Below are 22,100 nucleotides of genomic sequence, written 5' to 3'. Positions count from 1 at the left end.
GGAAAATGTCCTTCAGAGGTAGTCTCGTGCGATTACTCCAATCAGTGTTTCTTCACTACCGCCAGCCAGCCCCAGCCCCGGGGACTCACAATACGCGCGGGCGGCTGCGTGGCTTTCCATGTAACCGCGCCCACCACTCCACTGGAGAAATCGGTCAGCCGTTTGTACTAATAATCGGCTGCCATTGAGCTTGAGCATGGCGGTTTCTCGGGTGGCTGTTTTCCCAGCTTGGAGCACTTTTGCTAACTGCTCGGCCTGCGCTTGAAAACCCGCCCACTCAGCCCAAAGATGAGCATGATCAAAAGCTGCGGCCTGACGATCAATCAACGGCTTTCCAAACGTTTTCCGTTTTTTCAGTTCAGTTAACTGTTGTTCTAGGAGAAACTTCCCGTAACCCGCAATACGTGCAGAAATCAAAAGTCGCTCAAAGTCCAAGTGCTTGAGCAGCGTGATTAACCCTTGACCGGGTAGACCAATCATTGCATCCACGGGCAACTCAACATTGTTGAGATCGAACCCACCCAAGCATCCCTCATACCCCAATAAGTCATAGTGATCATGTCGGTCTACACCTGGGCTATTTAGAGGGACTAAAAACAGCGCATAGGATAAAGGTGAGCGCCCAGCTTGAATTCGCGCCAGCACTATCGCTAAATCAGCATCTGCACCATTGGTAATACTTGCCTTGTGCCCTGTCAGACTCCACCCTGATTCCGTTTTTTGAGCAAAGGTTTCAATGCCTTGAAGATCGCTTCCAGCGTTGCGCTCAGTCATAGCGAGCGCCAGCAGACATTCGCCAGTCAATGCTTTAGGTAGCCATGCCACTTGCTGCTGATTTGTGCCATATCGCTGAAGGAGTCGCCCCCCAATATCAAGGTGAGATGCCAAACACAGACCCAATCCACCAATGGGTTGCTGTGCAATACAATAGTGAAGATACAATTGTTGGCTAATGTCGTTGTTGCCCCATGGCGCAGGCCAACCTGACGTAAGAAGTTGGTGCTCATTCAAGGAGGTAATCAATTTACGGACTTGCGGTCGCGCATATTGTTGCCAATGCTCTAACTGCGCCAGTATCTGGCGCTGAAACCAAGCATCCAGCTTCTCTTTATATTGCCTATCCACGTCAAACATCATCGCTGCTCTCCTCGTATCGTTTGCGCAAATTTTTCGCTAGCGATCAAGCTGGTCAGCATCATTTCATCAGAGCCTGTCGAAATGGAAAATAAACGAGAATCGGTATATAACTGCGCCAGTTCGGATTGCTGTTGATAATGATTAACACCACCCGCATGAAGCGCAGTTCGAGCGACACGACGAACCAAGCGCGAAGAAAGCAATTTGCTGGCTGATGAAAGGCTTTCATACGGTAAACCTTCTGCCCATGCTTCTAGCGCCTGATAGGTCAACGCCCGACATTTTGCCCAGTCACTTTCCAGGTCAGCAATTTTGTGTTGCCAGCTGTCACGATCAATCAGCCTTTGATCAGCAACCAACCGCTCTTGCGTATGCGAGATCAATCTGTCTAGCCCACGCCGGGCTGCGGCATTGGCTCGAAGGGAAGACACGATCCTCTCTTGAACAAATTGCTGTAGCTGAATTACAAAACCTAGGCCCTGTGCGCCTAGCCTACAATCGTCATCTACCCATACATTGTCTAAATGAATATCAGCAACAGGACAGCCTTTATTACCCATAGTTGCTTGCTCAGGCCCAACGGACACACCTTTCAAGCTTGACGGCACAAGCAAGATCACCATATGAAATGGTGCTTTTTTTCAGGGAGCCTTGCGAGAACAAAATGAACATCAGCGGCAGTCGCGAGCGAAATCATTGTCTTCGTACCGTTGAGCAGCCAGCCACCTTTGTGGCGCTGAGCTGTGCAGGAAATGTTACTAAAATCAGATCCCGCTGACGCTTCGGAAACGGCATGACTGAAGAGCAATTCCCCTCTAAGAGCTGGCTTTAAAAAGCGTTGCTGACAAGCGGTATTACCATGGGCCGCGATGACGGGGGCCACCATGTCATAATGAATTGTGAGCCCCATACCTACCGCTCCCGAAATGACATGACCAAGTCGCTCTGCAAACAATGCTTGAGACCAGAGCCCATCGTCTGTGCCGCCTTGTGCAACTGAGTACCTAAGCCCAGACAACCCCCTTTCATCAAGCAATCTTATGTAACCCTTAAAATCCAGGGAACCTCCTGCATTTAACGCGGCCTGACTACGTTCATTAATAAGGCTGAAGCAGTCACCCAGTTTTTTGCTAAGAGTTTTAAATCGGCTATCCAGCCAAAAAACAGGAGGGTGAATATCTTTTCCCCAGTAAACATCAGACATCACTCACCACCTCTGATGATTCGAGAGTCAAGGCATTAATATTAGTATTCTGACTTAACGTTAAAGCTTGGGAAGCGGCAATTTGACGCAAAAGCTTTGCATCCACCTTGCCCGAAGGTTTTAATGGAAACTCAGCGGCGGAAAACCAAAATTTAGGACGCATATACGGAGGCAAAAGGCTTTTGGCCGATTCAAATACCGCTGCCCATCGATCCGATGACGAATTCGTGTTCACGACAATGACTAAACACTCCCCTAATTGATCGTGTTTAATGTTGACTGCCACCGCATCACTGATCTCTTTCTGGTTTCGAAACGGTGTCGCTACATCATCAAGATGTATTCGATATCCCCTGACCTTAACTTGGTCGTCGCATCGACCAAGAAAGATAAGCTTTCCCTGATCATCACGCTCGACTAAATCACCAGTACGGTAATAGCGTGTGCCATTGACAACGACGATACGATTTTCATTAAGGTCTGGACGGTTGAGGTAGCCAGTCAAAAGCTGACTGCCTGCAATCCAAAGTTCACCTTGTTCTGATTCGCTGTCATTGCTCTCATCGATCAATACAGAGATACCCGCTAAGGGCGAGCCAATGGGGTAAGCCTCATATTTATCCACGTTTGCTGCGTTTATGGTAAACACTGTACAGACACATGTTGCTTCAGTCGGTCCATACCCATTTAAAATATGTACATTCGGTGCCACATCTATCCATTGCTGCATGGTTTTTGGATTAAGTACTTCCGCACCTGTCATGATGGTTTTTAATTGTGGCCAAGAACGCTGTTCAAAACCTGGCGTTGACGTTAAAACGGTTTGTGTCGAACCTACTCCGCAAAGATGCGTAATTTGTTCCTGCTCAATTAATTCGATTATCCGTAATGGCATGGGAAATTCGGGACTCAGCCAAACCGACGCTCCCTGATAGAGTGGAAGCAGCGTATCAACAACCGATACGTCAAAATACATCGCTGAGGTATTTAAACAACGAGAACGTTGTTCCACACCCATATAGACGTTAACCGCATTAAAGAAATCAATCATGGCACGATGACTTATTCGCACACCATTTGGGACGCCAGTAGAACCGGATGTATAAAGTACGTACGCATCATTTTCAGGACAAAAAGACCAGTCATCAACTTGATAGTTTTCCACATCCTCAACATGACACATATCTAAGATTGTATAGTTTTCGACTGTATCGCACAGCGGTTCAGCGGATGCATAAAGAATCAAGCTTGGCTTTGCATCTTTGACGATAGATAAAATGCGGTCTTTGGGAGATTTCGTATCTAAAGGGACATAAGCCGCACCTAAAGAGAGTGTCGCGAGAAGTGCAACTACGGCATCACAAGACTTTTGAATGTGAATAAGAACCCGATCACCGGGCAGTACTCCTCGAGCATTTAACGCCTTTGCCAGCGAAGATACTTTCTTGCCTAGTTCACAGTAGGAAAGCTTGCACCTACCGTCGTCAACGGCTAATCGATCACCGTGATAAGCTGCCCAATATTGAATGCGTTGGGGTAACGCTACTGCAGTAGACATCTTTATCTCCAACTACACCGTTCTGCTTTCAATAAGTTCAACAAGCGTTCCAAACGAGGCTAGTGCATCAATATCATCCATTGACTCACCAAAATTAACACCGAGCTCAGAACTGATTTGCACGGTAAGTGATACCGAATCAAGGCTATCTAAATTGTATTTAGTAATAAAATCATCACTATCACTAAGCTCTATCGTGTCAACTGGTAGTTTTTTAATATCCGCGATGATTTTCATCAAACTTTGCGCCGCAGAAGAAGTTGTAGACGTATTCATTTCAAGTCCCTCTAAAATTAAATAGATCGGTAAAAAACGGGTATTTATCAGTAGAGCGTGCTACACCAAAGGCTCTTGGCTTTCAGCAATGACTGGCAAGATCGTAGACTGCTCTAAATTCCACCCTAAACATTCGATTTCGTCGTCAGATAAGTCGGAATCTGCTTTTATCGCATCAATTGGACACTCAGGTTCACAAACACCACAATCAATACAAACTTCAGGGTTAATAACCAGAAAAGTTGGAGCTTGATGGAAAGCCTCAACAGGGCATACATCCACACAGTCAGTGAAACGACAATGAACGCAATCCTTTTTAACTACATAAGTCATCTTGCTCACTTTTTTTAAATAAACAATGAATGTGTATGACGCCTTACAGGTCTTTATACTTATAGATCTTGAAGCTACTGGATATGAGAGGTCTCATGGTTTTTCCCTGCTGGTCACACAATACCGCACTCTGGTTATCTCCCCTTCTTAGACATAAAGGTTTGATTGCATATCGATAAATAGCTATGTGCACTATACGTACATATACGTATACTTTCAAGATTAAAACATTAAATTCTTCTTGCTTTGATTTCATTTTTATGAAAATTAAAACGCATATTATTGAACTATGTAGTGCCTGTCCGGAAACCCTAACACTATGAAAACAGTGACCTGAAGCCATATATATCATTTGAAGATTTTCCAAACAGGCTATTTCTGAGCTTATGCGTCAAGCCATCAACCCACAAATGCAGTTGGGCGAGGTCGATATCTCCGCCATCACATTCAACCCCAAGTCGAGAGACGACATTCCCCGCCTGCTCCGGGCTTTGCAGCATATCTGGACCGATCTGGAGCTGCGAAATCAGGTTTTTCGGGTACTTGAAACCATGATACCCGCAAATCGGAACAATGGTCGCCCTGGCATGGACCTCTGGAAAGTACTGGTTTTCGGCACGTTGCGCCTTGTCACCAACTGCGACTACGACCGGCTGCAGGAGCTGGCCAATGAACATGGCACGTTACGGAAAATGCTCGGGCACGGGCCATATTGCACACATTCCTACCACATCCAGACACTGCAGGATAACATCAGCCTGTTCACGCCAGAGATACTGGATCAGGTCAACCAGGTCGTGGTGGCTGCCGGTCACCAGCTGGTTAAAAAAAAGATGAGCCGCTACATGGCCGTGCCGATTCGTTTGTCGTCAAGACTAACGTTCACTTCCCTACTGACATCAGCCTCCTGAGCGACGCTTGCCGTAAAATCATTGAGTTTGCATCGGCGTTAGCCTGTGACGACAAAGAGCCTTTATGGCGGCAGCATGACTACTTGAAGAGACAGCACATGAAGTGCTATCACAAAGTGCGGAACCTGAAGCACTCCACAGCGGACTGCGAGACCAAACGAAGCCTGCGCCAGCATGATATTGAGATGGCGCACGCGGAATACCTGAAGTACAGCCTCAAGATCATACGCAAGGCGGAACTCACACAGTCGGTGCTGGCAAAGCGCCACTCTGATGAGGCAAGGCTTGAGAACCTCCACTACTGGATACTTCATGCAAGGCACCAGTTTACTTGATTTATCGCCGGGTGGTTGAACATGAAGCCATTCCTCATGCCGAGAAAGTGTTTTCGCTTTTTGAGCCCCATACCGAGTGGATCAGCAAATGTAAGGCCGGGGTTCTTGTAGAGCTTGGTCTGCGTGTTTGCGTTCTGCAGGATCAGTTTGGTTTTACCCTGCATCAGCAGGTGATGGAAAAACAAACCGATGACCAGGTAGCGGCTCCCGTGGCCGAGAAGGCAAAACTTGAAAAACTGGAAACCCTTCTGGACCGGGCGGTGCTCCCCAAGAAGGGAAAACTCTCGGCAAAGGATAAGAAACGGGAGTCACACCCGGAATTTGTCCGGGCAAAACGTAAACACTCTGCTGTTGAGTCGGATATCAACGCACTGGAGGCGCATGGCCTCGACAAGTGTCCGGATAAAGGGATTGACGCCTTCAAGCGCTATGTCGCCCTCGCTGTCCTGGGCAGCAACCTGAACCGGTTGGGTAAAATCCTGCTGGAACGGGATCGGCAGTAGTTATCGACGGACCGATTGACGTCTACTCTCACAATCATGCGGAGCATGAGGCTTCTGTATACCAGCAGAATAAGGTTTTTGTGTGATTTTTAAACATACCTGTCAGATATGGCAAGAAATAATTGGCTGTACGATCAAATCTTGCTGACTGCCTGATGACCGACTGAGCTGATGACTAAAATTGATGGGTTTTCTGACAGGCACTATGTAGATATACTTCAATGGCAATGGCACTGACTTAAGCCTTCACCCCTGAAATACCAAGGCTTGCTCAAGAATAAAAACGATTATAAAAGTCATGAGTATTCAAACTCTCCTCGAGTGAGCCATGACCAAGTTTAGCCCAGAATACCTCCGCCTCGCAGACGAACTACTCCGCCAATTCGCTTTGGCGGGGTGTGACAGGTTCTCAGACGTACTAACCAAAGAGAACCTTGGGAATTTTCAGCTACAGTATACAGGCGGAAGAGTCAGGGCCTTCCCGCCATTAAAGACTCTCAGTCTGTTTATGCACCAGGTGGCCAGTTAGAATAAGTCCTTCCGTAATACCCTGATCGCTGATACACGAGATCAGATAGCCATGGGACGCGAACCCAATAAAACCGGCAGCAGTAGCTACTGCAATGCAAGGCAGCGCCTCACGGAAGAGAGTCTCATGACACTCCTGACTCAATCCGGTAATAACCTCGGTAGTGCCAGCCTGGAGTCGTGGCTCTGGTTTAATCGCAGAGTCGTCATTGTCGATGGCTCGACGCTCTCCATGCCAGACACAGCCGAGAATCAGAAAACGTACCCTCAATATGGTTCGCAAAAAAAGAGGTTGGAAATCCGCTCCTGAGAATAGAAGCTCTCACGGCAGTAGGCAGTGGTGCTCTACTGGCCTACGCGGTCGCTCCCTACAAAGGCAAACAAACTGGCGAAGTCACGCTATTCAGGCAACTGGTGGGACAGCTTAAAGCCGGTGACATCGTTCTGGGTGATACCATTTTTGAAAATTACTTTCTACTCGCGCTGCTCCAGATAGGCGACATTGATGCGGTCTGTGAGAAAAATAGAGCCCGACATGTAGACTTCAGGCAATGTGACCAGAAGCTGTAGAAGAAAGACGGGCTAATCCACCTGACCAAACCGGCACGCCCAGACTGGATGAGCCGTGAGTACTAGGATCATTGGGTGCCTGATGAACTGACAATCAGGGTGATCAAAAATAAAAAACGCATTATCGTCACTACGCCGTTGGATTCTGAACAATATCCACGGTCAGAAATTGTCAGCCTTTATCTGGCCCGGTGGCATGTTGAGCTGGATTTAAGAGCCATCAAAAGCCTGATGAAGGTGGGCGTACTACGTTGTAAAACCCCGGAGATGGTCACTACATCTATAGAGTCCAGTGCCACAAAATTCAGCTTGTTCAACGAATGGTTATCACTTGTCATCATATGGATATCAATATCGGTTTTGTTGTTGTAGATCATGTCGTACAGGGAGTGGCCTTCATACTCATTCAGGCCGATATTCTTGGCGTTAACGGCGACATGATTGGCGAGTAAGTTGTAAAGCGATATACCTCGCCCTTTGCCCAGGTACTTTTTGGAATAGCGTGACTGAATAGTGCTATCGGTGGTTGCGAATTTTGCCCGTGTGCATCTGCCAGTACCTTTTCGTTCATGAGATTCGACTGTTTGAAAATCGGCCGTGAATGAATATGGTTGCTGACAATATCATTAGCCGCACACAGAGTATCAATACGAATAAAGTCTTCCCGAATTGACCGTAACTGGCTCAGCTCGATATCTGACATATCAGCCATTTTGAGCGCGCCAAATCCAAAAGCTCCTGACAGCAGACAGGCGTTAATCACCAGTGGTAAAGGTTTTTTCCATTTGGTGTAACGATCGTTTTATCAAACTGCGATCTGGGTCTTTCGTAAGAAAATTCATTTTTCTTGATGCAATCAAATGGTTATGGAGATTCTATGAAGATTTGTCGCAGTTACGGGCCACGTACCCAGTCAACCGGTTTTGCAGCCAGTATTTAATGAAACTATGCATTAATCAAATAAAGACCAGGTTAGACATACCACCACAGGATCGTCTATAGACAATTTTAGCAAAATGAACTTCTGAACAGAACCGCAGTCTGCGTTTTATATTCTCATGAATTAATGAAATATAATTATGAATAGAAGCTCTGCTGGTATCAGTCGTAGATACGCAAGACCCGGTAATGATGACATCCAACCGGATAACCGGGCTGCTTGTTCAAGGCGCGCGCAATATAGACAGAGTACAGTCAGACTGTGGGATAATCCCCCCCGCTCTACCCCGGGGCGTAATGAATTTTACCATTCTTCTGGCGCATGCTCTCCTCAACATCTACAGCGTCGTTCAGTAAACCCCGCTCAAGATTTTATTAACCTTATCAAACAGGAAATAATGGCTGGTCTGAACAGTAGATCTGAGCGTTTCGGTCATCGCTATGATGGGAGAGATCACGGTCAATATGCCAATTCAATTAAAAGATACACGTCAGCTGCTAAAAGACCGTTAAATCGGGCTGAACAAAACCAGCTGATAGGATTACTGCAAAATTTTACAATAACACGGCGATGGGGTTGGCGAAGCCTGACGACAACAATTAATTCATTGACTTCAGCGGGTGTTTTTACCCCCCATAATCCCATGGATAAGCAGGTCACGCTTACTCAAGCTGCCTTACTGTCCAATCTGCTTGATGCAATAATATTCAAGTGCCACCAAAAATCCCAAGCCCGGGATATTGATGCCCGGGGAATCGTCAACCTTCTTTGGGCCATGGCGAAGCTGGTGGACAACGGGCAGAAGCAGACACCAGAGTTCAACGACACAGTGGCCGCGTTGTTGCCCCATATTCACGAACAGACAGACCAATTTATTCCTCAGCATATCGCCAACCTGCTGTGGGCCATGGCAAAGCTGGTGGACAACGGGCAGGAGTGGACACCGGCGCTCAACAAGGCGGTGACCACGCTGTTGCCCCACGTGAAAGCACAGAAAGCTAACTTTCAACCACAGGGTATCGCCAACCTGTTGTGGGCCATGGCAAAACTGGTGGAGAACGGGCAGGAGCAGACATCAGGGCTCAAAGAAGCCGTGGCCGCGCTGTTGTCCCTCGTGAAGGCACAGAAAGCTAACTTTAAACCACAGGGTATCACCAACCTGCTGTGGGCCATGGCGAAACTGATGGACAACGAGCATTGGACAGCAAAGCTTAAAGAAGCTGTGGCCGTACTATTACCTTACGTGAACGCACAAAAAGACCAGTTTACTCCTCAGCATATCGCCAACCTGCTGTGGGCCATGGCAAAACTGGTGGACAACGGGCAGGAGCTGATATCAGAGCTCAAAAAGGCCATGGCAGCGCTGTTGCCCCACGTAAAAGCACATAAAGACCACTTTACTCCTCAGCATATCGCCAACCTGATGTGGGCCCTGGAGAAACTGGGTGAGCTCGTTGAGCTGAATGTGGTTACATCCACGTTTGAAACGCTTGTCTGCATCAGTGAAAACTCACAGTTCTCTCAGCAAACGATAATGATGTCCCTCTGGGGAGTGATGGTATGTTGTACCAGGTTGTCTCTGGTCGCCAATGCCAATAAAAATCACGTGCTTGAAAAGCACATGGGTGACCTGTTTACTCGCGTGCAAAATACATCCCAATATAATGAAGAGGATCAACGCAGCATTGCCATGGCCGCCAATTGGCTTGGCAGAGCATGTCCGGTCGTCCCCCATTACCAGACAATCATTTCAAAACCTCAATCCGACTTCCGCAATCAACTCCAATCAGGATTCAATAAAACTATGTATTGATCAAATAAAGACCAGGCTAGGAGGCTGACCGAGAATAGCGCCCGCAGCGAGGATGCCAGAAAATGGAAAAAGGAAGCAAAATTATAAACTTTTAAGCAAAATGAACTTCTGAACAGAACCGCAGTCTGCTTTTTATATTTTCATGAATTGATGAAATATAATTATGGATAGAAGCTCTGCTGGTATCAGTGGTAAATACGCAAGACCAGGTAATGATGACATCCAGTCGGATAACCGGGCTGCTTCTTCAAGGCGCGCTCAATATAGACAGAGTACTGTCAGACAGTGGGATAATCCCCCCCGCTCTACCCCGAAGCGTAATGAATTTTACCATTCTTCTGCCGCATGCTCTTCTCAACATCTACAGCGTCGTTCAGTAAACCCTGCGCAAGATTTTAATGCCCTCATTAAACAGGAAATAATGGATGATCTGGTGAGTAAATCAGATCATTTCGGTCATCGCTATGATGGGAGAAATCACGGTCAATATGCCAGTTCAATTAAAAAATACACGTCAGCTGCTAAAAGACCGTTAAATCGAGCTGAACAAAGCCAGCTGATACGTCTGCTGCAAAATTTCACCGCAACACGGAGCTGGAATTGGCGAAGCCTGACGACCACACTTCATTCATTTACTTCAGCAGGTGTTTTTACCCTTCATAAACCCATGAATGAGCGTATTAAACTTACTCAAGCTCACTTATTGTCAACCCTGCTTAATGCAATAACATTTAAGTGCAACCAAAAACCTGAAGCCAGGAATATTGATGCCAGGGGAATCGCCAACCTGCTATGGGCCATCGCGAAACTGTTGGACAACGGGCAGGAGCTGACACCAGGGCTCAAACAGGCCGTGGCCGCGCTCTTGTCCCATGTGAGCGTACAGAAAGACCAATTTATTCCTCAGCATATCGCTAACCTGCTGTGGGCCATGGCGAAACTGGTGGACAACGGGCAAGAGTGGACACCAGAGCTCAAAGAGGCCCTGGCTGCGTTGTGGCCCCAAGTGAATGCACAGAAAGCTAACTTTAACCCACAAGAAATCGCCAACCTGCTGTGGGCTATGGCGAAACTGATAGACACCGGGCTGGAGCAGACACCAGAGCTCAACGAAGCCGTGGCCACGCTGTTGCCCCGCGTGAATGCGCAGAAAGGTAACTTTAAACCACAGCACATCGCCAACCTGCTGTGGGCCATGGCGAAACTGGTGATCAACGGTCAGGAGCAGACACCAGAGCTCAAAGAAGCAGTGGCCGCGCTGTTGCCCCATGTAAATGCACAGAAAAACCAGTTTCTTCCTCAGCATATCGCCAACCTGCTGTGGGCCATGGCGAAACTGGTGGACAACGGGGAGTGGACACCAGAGCTTCTTAAAGAAGCTCTGGCCTCACTGTTACTCCAAGTGAACGTACTACATCAAACTGACTTTAAACCACGGGAAATCGCCAGCCTGCTGTGGGCCATAGCGAAGCTAGTGGAGAATGGGCAGGCGCGGACACCAGGGCTCAAAGAGGCTGTGGCTGCTCTGTTACCGTGCATGAACGCACAGAAAGACCAATTTAATCCTCAGAATTTCACCAACCTGCTGTGGGCCTTGGCGAAACTGGTGGAAAGCGGGCAGGAGCGGATACCAGAGTTCAATGAGACCCTGGCCGCGCTGTTACCCCAGGTGAACGTACAGAAAGACCAATTTAATGCCCAGGGTATCGCCAACCTGTTGTGGGCCATGGCAAAACTGGTGGAGAACGGGCAGGAGCAGACACCAGAGCTCAAAGCAGCCGTGGGCGCGCTGTTGTCCCTCGTGAAGGCACAGAAAGCTAACTTTAAACCACAGGGTATTGCCAACCTGCTGTGGGCCATGGCGAAACTGGTGGACAACGGAGAGTGGGCACCAGAGCTTCTTAAAGAAGCTCTGGCCTCACTGTTACTCCACGTGAACGTTCAGCAAGCTGACTTTAAACCGCAGGAAATCGCCAACCTGATGTGGGCCATGGCAAAACTGGTGGACAACGGGCAGGAGCAGACAACAGGGCTCAAGCAGGCCGTGGCCGAGCTGTTGCCCCACGTAAACGCACAGAAAGACCACTTTATTCCTCAGCATATTGCCAACCTGATGTGGGCACTGGCGAAACTGGGTGAGCTCATTGAGCTGAACGTGGTTACATCCACGCTCGAAACGCTTGTCTGCAAAATCAGTGGAAACTCTCAGCTCTCTCAGCAAGCGATATTGATGTCTCTCTGGGGAGTAATGGTATGCTGTGCCAGGTTGTCTCTGGTCTCCCATGCCAATAAACATCACGTGCTTGAAAAACACATGGATGACCTGTTTACTCGCCTGCAAAATACATCCCGGGATAATGAAGAGGAACAACGCAGCATTGCCATGGCCGCAAGCTGGCTTGGCAGAGCGTGTCCGGTCGTTCCCCATTACCAGACAATCATTTCAAAAACTCAATCCGACTTCCGCAATCAACTCCAATCATGTATTCCCTCTTTGAAGATTGAAGAAGAAAAGAGTCTGAACTCATTACCTCCGGTGGACCTGCTACTGCCAGATCACAATATTGTGATTGAGATTCAGGGATCGTCCCACTACGTGGGTGGTGATTTCAAAACCAGGAATGGTTCAACTCTGCTGAAAAATGCACTGCTGCAAAAATCAGGATTTGAGGTCATTGAAATCCCGGTTAAAATGCTTGGGAATCAGGATTCAATAAAACTATGTATTGATCAAATAAAGACCAGGCTAGGAGGCTGACCGTGAATAGCGCCCGCAGCGAGGATGCCAGAAAATGGAAAAAGGAAGCAAAATTATAAACTTTTCAGCAAAATTAACTTCTGAACAGAACCGCAGTCTGCTTTTTATATTCTCATGAATTGATGAAATATAATTATGGATAGAAGCACTGCTGGTATCAGCGGTAAATACGCAAGATCAAGCAATGATCACAACCGACCGGATGATCATGCCGCTTCTTCAAGGCATGGGCAATACAGACAGGGTACAGTCAGACGACGGGATCATTCCTCCCGTACTACCCCGGGGCGCAATGAATTTTGCCACTCGTCTGGCGCACGCCCCTCTCCATATCTAATACACCGTTCAATAAACCCTGCTGAAGATTTTAGCGCCCTCACCAAACAGGAAATAATGGATGATCTGGTGAGTAAATCGAATCATTTCGGTCACCGCTATGATGGGAGAAATCATGGGCAATATGCCAGTTCAATTAAAAGATACACGTCAGCGTCAAAAAGACCGTTAAATCCAGCGGAACAAAGCCAGCTGATACGTTTGCTAAAACATTTTACAGTCACCCAGAGCTGGAATTGGCGAAGCCTGACGACAACACTTTATTCATTTACTTCAGCGGGTGTTTTTACCCCTCATAAACCCATGGGTGAGCGCGTTAAGCTTACTCAAGCTGTCTTATTGTCAACGCTACTTGATACAATCACATTCAAGTGCAACCAAAAACCTCAAGCATGGGATATTGATGCCCAGGGAATCGCCAACCTGCTGTGGGCCATGGCAAAACTGGTGGACAACGGGCAGCAATGGACACCAGGGCTCAAAGAAGCTGTGGCAGCGCTGTTACCCCTCGTGAACTCAGAGAAAAACCAGTTTATTCCTCAGCATATCGCCAACCTGCTGTGGGCCTTGGCGAAACTTGTGGGCCACGGGTAAGAGTGGACACCAGGGTTCAACGGGGCCCTGTTCGCACTGTTGCCTCACGTTAACGCACAAAAGAACCAATTTAATGCCCAGGGCATCGCCAATCTGCTCTGGGCCATGGCAAAACTGGTGGACAACGGGCAGGAGTGGGCACCAGGGCTCAAAGAAACTGTGGCCGCACTGTTGCCTCAGGTGAACATACAGAAAGACCAATTTAATGCCCAGGCTATCGCCAACCTGCTGTGGGCCATGGCGAAACTGGTGGACAACAGACAGGAGCGGACTCCAGAAATCAACGAAGCCGTGGCCTCGCTGCTGTCCCTGGTAAACGCAAAGAAAGCTGACTTTAAACCACAGGAAATCGCCAACCTGCTGTGGGCCATGGCCAAACTCGGTGAGTTCGTTGTGCTGAACATGGCTACCTCTACGTTCGAATCCCTTGTCTACCAAATCAGTTACAACCCTCAGTTCTCTCACCATGCCATATTGATGTCTCTCTGGGGAGTAATGGTATGCTGTGCCAGGTTGGCTCTGGACTCTAATACCAATAGAAATTATGTGCTTGAAAAGCATATGGATGACCTGTTTACTCGCCTGGAAAATATATCCCCGGTCAATGAAGAGGATCGATCCATCCTTGCCATGGCCGCATGTTGGCTTGGAAAACCATGTCCGGTCACCCCTCATTACCAGACAACCACTTCAAAATATCAGACCATCTTCCGCAATCAACTCCAATCTCGCATTCCCTTTTTGAAGATTGAAGAAGAAAAGAGTCTGCATTCATTACCTCCGGTTGATCTGCTACTGCCAGATCACAACATTATTATTGAAGTTCAGGGACCCTCTCATTACGTCAGCGGTGACTTCAAAACCCGGAATGGTTCAACTCTGCTTAAAATCGCACTGCTGAGAAAATCAGGATTTGAGGTCATTGAAATCCCGGTTAACGGGTTTTGGAACAAAGGTTTAATGAATAGATGTATTGATCAAATAAAGACCAGGGTAGACACCCCGGCACAAGGTCATGGCACTGTATCATTTAACATCGGGTGGACAGAAGAGGCCAACGTTGCTGCCAATAAAGGACGGCAATGCTCAGATCACTCTTACTTAAAGGCCGAAGAACATTTAGAACAGCACACACGCAAACCAAAAAGAAAAAGGAAGAGAAAAAAAAGGTAATAACCTCTTCCCTTTCATTATGGTTCCTGAACCATTTTCACATTCGAGCAAAATGAACTTCTGAACAGAATCGCAGTCTGCTTTTTATATTCTCATGAATTAATGAAATATAATTATGGATAGAAGCACTGCTGGTATCCGTGGTAAATACGCAAGGTCAGGTAATGAATATCACCAACCGGATAACCATGCCGCTTCTTCAAGGCATGGGCAATACAGACAGGGTACAGTCAGACGGCGGGTTCATTCTTCCCGCACTACCCCGGGGCGTAACGAATCTTGCCATTCTTATGACGCACGCTCTTCTCAATATTTACAGTGCCGTTCAGTACACCCTGCTCCAGATTTTAATGCCCTCATTAAACAGGAAATAATGGATGATCTGCTGAAAAAATCGGATCGTTTTGGTTATCGCTATGATGGGAGGAATCACGGGCAATATGCCAGTTCCATTAAAAAATACGCATTAGCTGTTAAACGACCGTTAAATCGAGCTGAACAAAGCCAGCTGCTACGTTTGCTGCAACGCTTTACCGCAGTACGCAGCTGGAATTGGCTAAGCCTGTCGACAACACTTCATTCATTGACTTCAGCAGGTGTTTTTACCACTTATAGACCCATGGATGAGCGCGTCAGGCTTACTCAAGCGAACATATTGTCAACGCTATTTGATGCAATAATATTCAAGTGCCATCAAACATCTGAAGCCAGGTATATTGATACTCAGGGAATTACCAACCTGCTGTGGGCCATGGCGAAAATGGTGGACTTGGGGCAGGATCAGACACCAGAGCTGAAACAGGCCGTGGCCGCGCTATTGTCCCTTGTAAACGCCCGGAAAACCAATTTTAATCCACAGGAAGTCGCCAATCTGCTGTGGGCCATGGCTAAACTGGCGGACAAAGGGCAGAAGCAGACACCAGGACTCAAAGAAGCCCTGGCTACCCTGTTGCCCCATGTAAACGCACAGAAGGCTAACTTTAAACCACAGGAAATCGCCAACATACTCTGGGCCATGGCCAAACTGGTGGACGGCGGCCAGCAGCAGACACCAGCGTTGAAACAGGCTTTAGCTGCGCTGTTACCCCACATAAATGCATCGAAAGATAACTTCAAACCACGGGATATCGCCATCCTGCTGTGGGCCATGGCGAAACTGGTGGACAACGGGCATAAGCAGACACCGGAACTCAACGAGGCCCTGGCTGCGCTGTTGCCTCATGTGAACGCACTGAAAGACCAATTTGATGCCCAGGGTATCGCCAACCTGGTGTGGGCCATGGCGAAACTGGTGGACAACGGGCAGGAATGGACACCAGAACTCGAAGAGGCTCTGGCCGCGCTATTGCCCCGCGTGAACGCGCGCAAAGCTAACTTTACTCAACAGGAAATCGCCAATCTGCTGTGGGCCATGGCAAAACTGGTGAACAACGGACTGGAGCGGACGCCAGAGTTCAAAATGACCGTGGTCGCGCTGCTGCCCCTCGTGAGCGCACATAAAGACCAATTTATTCCTCAACATATCGCCAACCTGCTGTGGGCCATAGCGAAACTGGTGGACAATGAGCAGGAGCGAACACCTGCGCTCAATAAGGCCGTGGTCGTGCTGTTCCCCCAAGTGAGCGCACAGAGAGACCAATTTATTCCTCAGCATATCGTCAATCTGCTCTGGGCCATGGCGAAACTGGTAGACAACGAACAGGAGCGTACACCGGGGCTTGGAGAGGCTGTGATCGCGCTGTTGCCCCTCGTGAACGCACAGAAAGCTAACTTTAAAACACAGGAAATGGTCAACCTGATGTGGTCCATTGCCAAACTGGTTGACAATGGGCAAAAGCGTACGCCAGAACTCAACAAGGCTGTGGCTGCGCTGCTGCCCCGCGTGAACGTACAGAAAGACTATTTTACTGCCCATAGTATCGCCAACCTGCTATGGGCCCTGGCAAAACTGATGGACAACGGGCAGGACATGACCTCAGTGCTAAAAGACGCCGTAGCCGCGCTGTTGCCCCACGTCAACGCACAGAAAGCTAACTTTAAACCACAGGGTATCGCCAACCTGCTGTGGGCCCTGGCGAAGCTGGTGGATAACGGACAGGAGCGATCATCAGAATTCAATGAGGTCGTAGCCGCGTTGTTGCCCCTCGTGAACGCACAAAAAGCTAACTTTAATCCCCAGGCTATTGCCAACCTGCTGTGGGCCATGGCAAAACTGGTGGAACACGGGCAGGAGCAGACACCAGAGTTCAACAAGGCCGTGGCCGTTCTGTTACTCCTCGTGAACACACAGAAAGACCAATTTACTCCTCAGCATATCGCCAACCTGCTGTGGGCCATGGCGAAACTGGGTGAGTTCGTTGAGCTGAACGTGGCTATGGCCACGTTTGAGCCTCTTGTCCACCGAATCAGTAAAAACCCTCATGTCTCTCTCAAGGCAATATTGATGTCTCTCTGGGGAGTAATGGTATGCTGTGCCAGGTTGTTTCTGGTCTCTAATGCCAATAAAAATAATGTGTTTGAAAAGCACATGGATGACCTGTTTACTCGCCTGAAAAATACATCCCCGGACAATGATGAGGATAAACGCGTCATTGCCATGGCCGCAAGTTGGCTCGGGAGACCCTGTCCGGTTACCCCCCATTACCGGATAGTCGTTTCACAACCTCAAACCGGCTTTCGCGAACAACTCCAATCACGCATTCCCTCTTTGAAGATTGAAGAAGAAAAGTGTCTGAACTCATTGCCTCCGGTTGACCTGCTACTGCCGGATTACAACATGGTTATTGAAATTCAGGGACCAACTCATTACGTGAGTGGTGATTTCAACACCAGGAATGGTTCGACTCTGCTTAAAATCGCCCTGCTGCAAAAATCAGGATTTGAGGTCATTGAAATCCCGGTTAACCAGCTTTGGAACCTGGATTCAATGAAACTGTGTATTGATCGCATAAAGACCAGGGTAGACATCCGGGCACAAGGGCATGGTTCTGTATCAATTACTTAACCCGGATATTTCATCAGTATGAACTTCTGAACAGAGCAGCAGTCTGCTTTTTATATTTTCATGAATTAATGAAATGAATTTCACCCTTCTTCTGCCGCATACTCTTCTCAATATCTGCTGCGCCGTTCAGTAAACCCTGCTCAAGATTTTAATGCTCTCACCAAACAGGAAATAATAGATGACCTGGTGAGTCAATCGGAGCGTGTCGGTCATCGCTATGATGGGAGAAATCACTGTCTGTATGCCAATTCAATTAAACAATACACGTCAGCTGCTAAAAGACCGTTAAACCAGGCGGAACAAAGCCTGCTGATACGTTTTCTACAAAATTTGAGGCTTATGATAACATAAGCCTATTCTCGGTCAGCCTCCTAGAGGGACATGGCTCAGTATCACTTATTTAAAAGCGGGGTAAAGATGAGCTATGTATAACTGTCGATAAAGGATGGCAACACTGTAACTTAACCGCCGAAAAACATTCAGCAGAGCAAAGAGACAAACCAAAAAGTAAAAAATGAACTTCTGAACCGAACAGCAGTCTGTTTTTTATATTTCCATGAATTAATGAAATGTAATTATGGATAGAAGCTCTGCTGGTATCAGTGGTCAACACGCAAGATCCGATAAAAATTACAATCAGTCGAATGACCATGCTGCTTCTTCAAGGCATGGGCGATATAGACATGCCACAGTCAGACAATGGGATAATCCCCCCCGGTCTACCACAGGGCGTAATGAATTTTACTGTTCTACCGGCACACGCTCTTCTCAATATCTACAGTACCGTTCAGTAAACACTGCCCAGGATTTTAATGCTCTCATCAAACAAGAAATAATGGCTGGTCTGGTGAGTACATCTGGTCGTTTCGGTCATTCCTATGATGGGAGAAATCACAGTCAATATGCCAGTTCAATTAAAAAATACACGTCAGCTGCTAAAAGACCACTAAATCAAGCGGAACAAGGCAAGCTGATAAGTTTTCTGCAAAATTTTACAGCAACACGGAGCTGGAGTTGGCGAAGCCTGTCAACAACACTTCATTCATTGACTTCAGCGGGTGTTTTTACCCCTCATAAACCCATGGATGAGCGTGTAAAGCTTACCCAAGCTGCCTTATTGTCAACGCTACTTGATGCAATAGTATTCAAGTGCCATCAAAAACCTGAAGCCAGGGATATTGATGCTCAGGGAATCGCCAACCTGCTGTGGGCCATGGCAAAACTGGTGAGCAATGGGCAAGAGTGGACATCAGGGCTCAAAAAGGCCCTGGCTGCGCTGTTGCCCCACGTGAACGCACAGAAAGACCAATTTATTCCTCAGCATATCGTCAACCTGCTGTGGGCCATGGCAAAGCTGGTGGACAACGGACAGAAGCGGACACCAGAGCTCAAAGAGGCCGTGGCCGCGCTGTTGCCCCAAGTGAACGCACAGCAGGACCACTTTAATGCTCAGGGCATTGCCAACCTGCTGTGGGCCATGGCGAAACTTGTGGGAAATGGACAGGAGCGGACACCAGGGCTCAAAGAGGGTGTGGCAGCGCTGTTGCCCCACGTGAACGCACAGAAGGACCGATTTAATGCTCAGGGCATTGTCAACCTGCTGTGGGCCATGGCGAAACTTGTGGACAACGGGCAGGAGCGGACATCAGGGCTCAACGAGGCCGTGGCCGCGCTGTTGCCCCACGTGAACACACAGAAAGCTCACTTTAAACCACAGGAAATCACCAACCTGCTATGGGCCATGGCGAAACTGGTAGACAACGGACAGGAGCGGACACCAGAGCTCAAAAAGGCCGTGTCCGCTCTGTTGCCCCAGGTGAACGTACAAACAGCTAACTTTAAACCCCAGGAAATCGCCAACCTGCTGTGGGCCATGGCGAAACTGGTCGACAACGGGCAGGAGCGAACACCAGAACTCGAAGAGGCCGTGGCCGCGCTTTTGCGCTACGTGAACGCACAGAAAGACCAATTTAATGCCCAGAGTATCGCCAACCTGCTATGGGCTATGGCGAAACTGGTGGACAACGGACAGGAGCAGACACCAGAGTTCAACGAGAACATCGCCGCGCTGTTGCCCCGCATCAACGCACAGAAAGACCAATTTATCCCTCAGCATATCGCCAACCTGCTGTGGGCCATGGCGAAACTGGTGGACAACGGGCAGGAGCGGACACCAGAGCTCAACGAGGCCGTGGCCGCGCTGTTGCCCTACGTGAACGCACACAAAGACCAATTTATTCCACAGCATATCGCCAACCTGCTGTGGGCCATGGCAAAACTGGTGAGCAATGGGCAAGAGTGGACATCAGGGCTCAAAGAGGCCCTGGCTGCGCTGTTACCCCACGTGAACGCTCAGAAAGACCAATTTATTCCTCAGCATATCGTCAACCTGCTGTGGGCTATGGCGAAACTGGTGGACAACGGACAGAAGCAGACACCAGAGTTCAGCGAGGCCGTGGCCGCACTGTTACCCCACATAAACGCACAGAAGGACCAATTTAATGCTCAGGGTATCGCCAACCTGCTGTGGGCCATGACGAAACTGGTGGACAACGGCCAGGAGTGGATACCAGGGCTCAGCGAGGCCGTAGCCGCGCTGTTGCCCCAAGTGAACGCACAGAAAGCTAACTTTAATCCACAGGAAATCGCCAACCTGCTGTGGGCCATGGCGAAACAGGTAGACAACGGGCTGGAGCAGACGCCAGAGCTCAAAGAGGCTGTGGCCGCGTTATTGCTCCTCGTGAACGTACAGAAAGCTAACTTTAAATCACAGGAAATCGCCAGCCTGCTTTGGGCCATGGCGAAACTGGTGGACAACGGCCAGGAGCAGACACCCGAGCTCAACGAGGCCGTGGCCGTACTGTTACCCCACGTGAACGCACAGAAAGACCAATTTATTCCTCAGCATATCGCCATCCTGCTATGGGCCATGGCGAAACTCGTGGACAACGGACAGGAGCGGACATCAGGGCTCAAAGAGGCTGTTGCCGCGTTGTTACCCTACGTGAACGTACAGACAGCTAACTTTAAACCACAGGAAATCGCCAACCTGCTGTGGGCCATGGCGAAACTGGTGGACAACGGTCAGGAGCGGACACCAGGGTTTAACGAGGCCGTGACCGCGCTGTTGCCCCAAGTGAACGCACAGAAAGACCAATTTACTCCTCAGCATATCGCCAACCTGCTGTGGGCCACGGCAAAACTGGGCGAGCTCGTTGAGCTGAACGTGGTTACCTCCACGTTCGAATCGCTTGTCCGCCGAATCAGTAAAAACCCTCAGCTCTCTCAGCAAGCGATATTGATGTCTATCTGGGGAGTAATGGTCTGCTGTGCCAGGTTATCTCTAGACTCCAATACCAATAATAACGTGCTTGAAAAACACATGGATGACCTGTTTAATCGCCTGGAAAATACCTTCCCAGACAATGAAGAGGATCAACGCATCATTGCCATGGCCGCAAGTTGGCTTGGCAGAGCGTACCCGATCATCCTCCACTACGAGACCATCATTTCAAAACCGCAATCCGACTTCCGCAATCAACTGCAATCAAGTATTCCTTTTTTGAAGATTGAAGAAGAAAAGAGTCTGAACTCATTACCGCCGGTTGACCTGCTACTGCCAGATCACAAGATGGTTATTGAAGTTCAGGGACCGTCCCATTACGTAAGTGGCGATTTCAACACCAGGAATGGTTCGACTCTGCTTAAAATCGCACTGCTGCAAAAAGCAGGATTTGAGGTCATTGAAATCCCGGTTAACCAGCTTTATAACCAGGATTCAATAAAACGATATATTGATCACATAAAGACCAGAGTAGACACCCCGCCGAGGGGGCATGGCTCTGGATCACTTAAAAGAGCTTGGGCAGATGAGGCATACGTGACCGCCGATAAAAGATGGCAGCCCGCAGATCACTGTGACTTGACCGCCGAAGAACATTTAGAAGAGCTAGCATGCAATCCCAAAAGTAGAAAAAGGAAGAGAACAAACAGCCAGTAATCTTCTCCCTTCATCATGACTCAAGAACCGTTTTCACATTTCAGGAAAGGAATGCCGGTGTGGAACCCATGTGTTCTAACAATCTTCCTCCGGATGATTTGAAAATAACGGATTGCTGACATCAGGA

General features: G+C 48.4%; 16 protein-coding genes and 1 pseudogene. 9 read left to right on the top strand and 8 right to left on the bottom strand.

All coding sequences use genetic code 11. The features are described from left to right. Positions 1–12 precede the first annotated feature (12 nt). Genes ACO6UX_RS03240 through ACO6UX_RS03215 form a run of 6 tightly spaced genes read right to left on the bottom strand, consistent with a single transcriptional unit; the run spans position 13 to position 4,508 of the window. On the bottom strand, positions 13–1,137 hold the full coding sequence (locus ACO6UX_RS03240; protein ID WP_422444831.1) for an acyl-CoA dehydrogenase family protein: 1,125 nt from the start codon (positions 1,135–1,137) through the stop codon (positions 13–15). Next, positions 1,134–1,697, bottom strand: coding sequence for an acyl-CoA dehydrogenase family protein (locus tag ACO6UX_RS03235; RefSeq protein ID WP_422444829.1), 564 nt, complete (start codon positions 1,695–1,697; stop codon positions 1,134–1,136). Before ACO6UX_RS03235 ends, ACO6UX_RS03240 begins: the two co-directional genes overlap by 4 nt. A gap of 56 nt (positions 1,698–1,753) precedes the next feature. Further along, positions 1,754–2,341: an acyl-CoA dehydrogenase family protein gene (locus tag ACO6UX_RS03230; RefSeq protein WP_422444827.1), complete on the bottom strand. Its 588-nt coding sequence runs from the start codon at positions 2,339–2,341 to the stop codon at positions 1,754–1,756. Continuing rightward, positions 2,334–3,899: an amino acid adenylation domain-containing protein gene (locus ACO6UX_RS03225; protein WP_422444825.1), complete on the bottom strand. Its 1,566-nt coding sequence runs from the start codon at positions 3,897–3,899 to the stop codon at positions 2,334–2,336. The genes ACO6UX_RS03230 and ACO6UX_RS03225 overlap by 8 nt, the downstream gene beginning before the upstream one ends. Positions 3,900–3,911: 12 nt before the next feature. Then, positions 3,912–4,175, bottom strand: coding sequence for an acyl carrier protein (locus tag ACO6UX_RS03220; RefSeq protein ID WP_422444823.1), 264 nt, complete (start codon positions 4,173–4,175; stop codon positions 3,912–3,914). Between the two features lie 60 nt (positions 4,176–4,235). Next, complete coding sequence (locus ACO6UX_RS03215; protein ID WP_422444821.1) at positions 4,236–4,508, bottom strand: indolepyruvate ferredoxin oxidoreductase subunit alpha; 273 nt, start codon at positions 4,506–4,508, stop codon at positions 4,236–4,238. Between the two features lie 386 nt (positions 4,509–4,894). On the opposite strand from ACO6UX_RS03215, the pseudogene ACO6UX_RS03210 reads away from it, so the two are divergent. The 3 genes and pseudogenes from ACO6UX_RS03210 (at position 4,895) to ACO6UX_RS03200 (ending at position 7,355) form a co-directional block, all read left to right on the top strand. Beyond that, a pseudogene (locus ACO6UX_RS03210) lies at positions 4,895–6,257 on the top strand (ISNCY family transposase). Positions 6,258–6,837: 580 nt separating this feature from the next. Next, a complete protein-coding gene (locus tag ACO6UX_RS03205) occupies positions 6,838–7,095 on the top strand; it encodes a hypothetical protein (protein WP_422444819.1) in 258 nt (85 codons plus the stop codon). A 104-nt stretch (positions 7,096–7,199) separates the two neighbouring features. Beyond that, a complete protein-coding gene (locus tag ACO6UX_RS03200; protein WP_209278884.1) occupies positions 7,200–7,355 on the top strand; it encodes a hypothetical protein in 156 nt (51 codons plus the stop codon). 179 nt (positions 7,356–7,534) lie between these two features. Here the strand turns inward: ACO6UX_RS03200 and ACO6UX_RS03195 are convergent, their stop codons facing one another. Then, positions 7,535–7,840: a Tn3 family transposase gene (locus ACO6UX_RS03195; RefSeq protein WP_422446121.1), complete on the bottom strand. Its 306-nt coding sequence runs from the start codon at positions 7,838–7,840 to the stop codon at positions 7,535–7,537. Continuing rightward, complete coding sequence (locus ACO6UX_RS03190; RefSeq protein WP_422444817.1) at positions 7,762–8,118, bottom strand: Tn3 family transposase; 357 nt, start codon at positions 8,116–8,118, stop codon at positions 7,762–7,764. Before ACO6UX_RS03190 ends, ACO6UX_RS03195 begins: the two co-directional genes overlap by 79 nt. Positions 8,119–8,434: 316 nt before the next feature. Between ACO6UX_RS03190 and ACO6UX_RS03185 the strand changes: the two genes are divergently transcribed. The 6 genes from ACO6UX_RS03185 (at position 8,435) to ACO6UX_RS03160 (ending at position 21,973) form a co-directional block, all read left to right on the top strand. After that, a complete protein-coding gene (locus tag ACO6UX_RS03185) occupies positions 8,435–10,108 on the top strand; it encodes a DUF1601 domain-containing protein (protein ID WP_422444815.1) in 1,674 nt (557 codons plus the stop codon). A 163-nt stretch (positions 10,109–10,271) separates the two neighbouring features. Next, entirely contained in the window at positions 10,272–12,866 is a 2,595-nt protein-coding gene (locus ACO6UX_RS03180) for a DUF1601 domain-containing protein (protein ID WP_422444813.1), read from the top strand. A 135-nt stretch (positions 12,867–13,001) separates the two neighbouring features. Continuing rightward, complete coding sequence (locus ACO6UX_RS03175) at positions 13,002–13,796, top strand: hypothetical protein (RefSeq protein ID WP_422444811.1); 795 nt, start codon at positions 13,002–13,004, stop codon at positions 13,794–13,796. Positions 13,797–13,835: 39 nt separating this feature from the next. Then, a complete protein-coding gene (locus ACO6UX_RS03170) occupies positions 13,836–14,969 on the top strand; it encodes an RAP domain-containing protein (protein WP_422444809.1) in 1,134 nt (377 codons plus the stop codon). 115 nt (positions 14,970–15,084) lie between these two features. After that, positions 15,085–17,973 carry a DUF1601 domain-containing protein gene (locus ACO6UX_RS03165; protein WP_422444807.1) on the top strand — a complete coding sequence of 963 codons (2,889 nt, stop codon included), beginning with the start codon at positions 15,085–15,087 and terminating at the stop codon, positions 17,971–17,973. Positions 17,974–18,550: 577 nt separating this feature from the next. Beyond that, positions 18,551–21,973, top strand: coding sequence for a DUF1601 domain-containing protein (locus ACO6UX_RS03160; protein ID WP_422444805.1), 3,423 nt, complete (start codon positions 18,551–18,553; stop codon positions 21,971–21,973). Positions 21,974–22,100 lie beyond the last annotated feature (127 nt).

This window comes from Endozoicomonas sp. ALB091 (genome assembly GCF_049310265.1).
GTDB lineage: Bacteria > Pseudomonadota > Gammaproteobacteria > Pseudomonadales > Endozoicomonadaceae > Endozoicomonas.
This window is presented reverse-complemented; position numbering and strand designations above follow the sequence as displayed.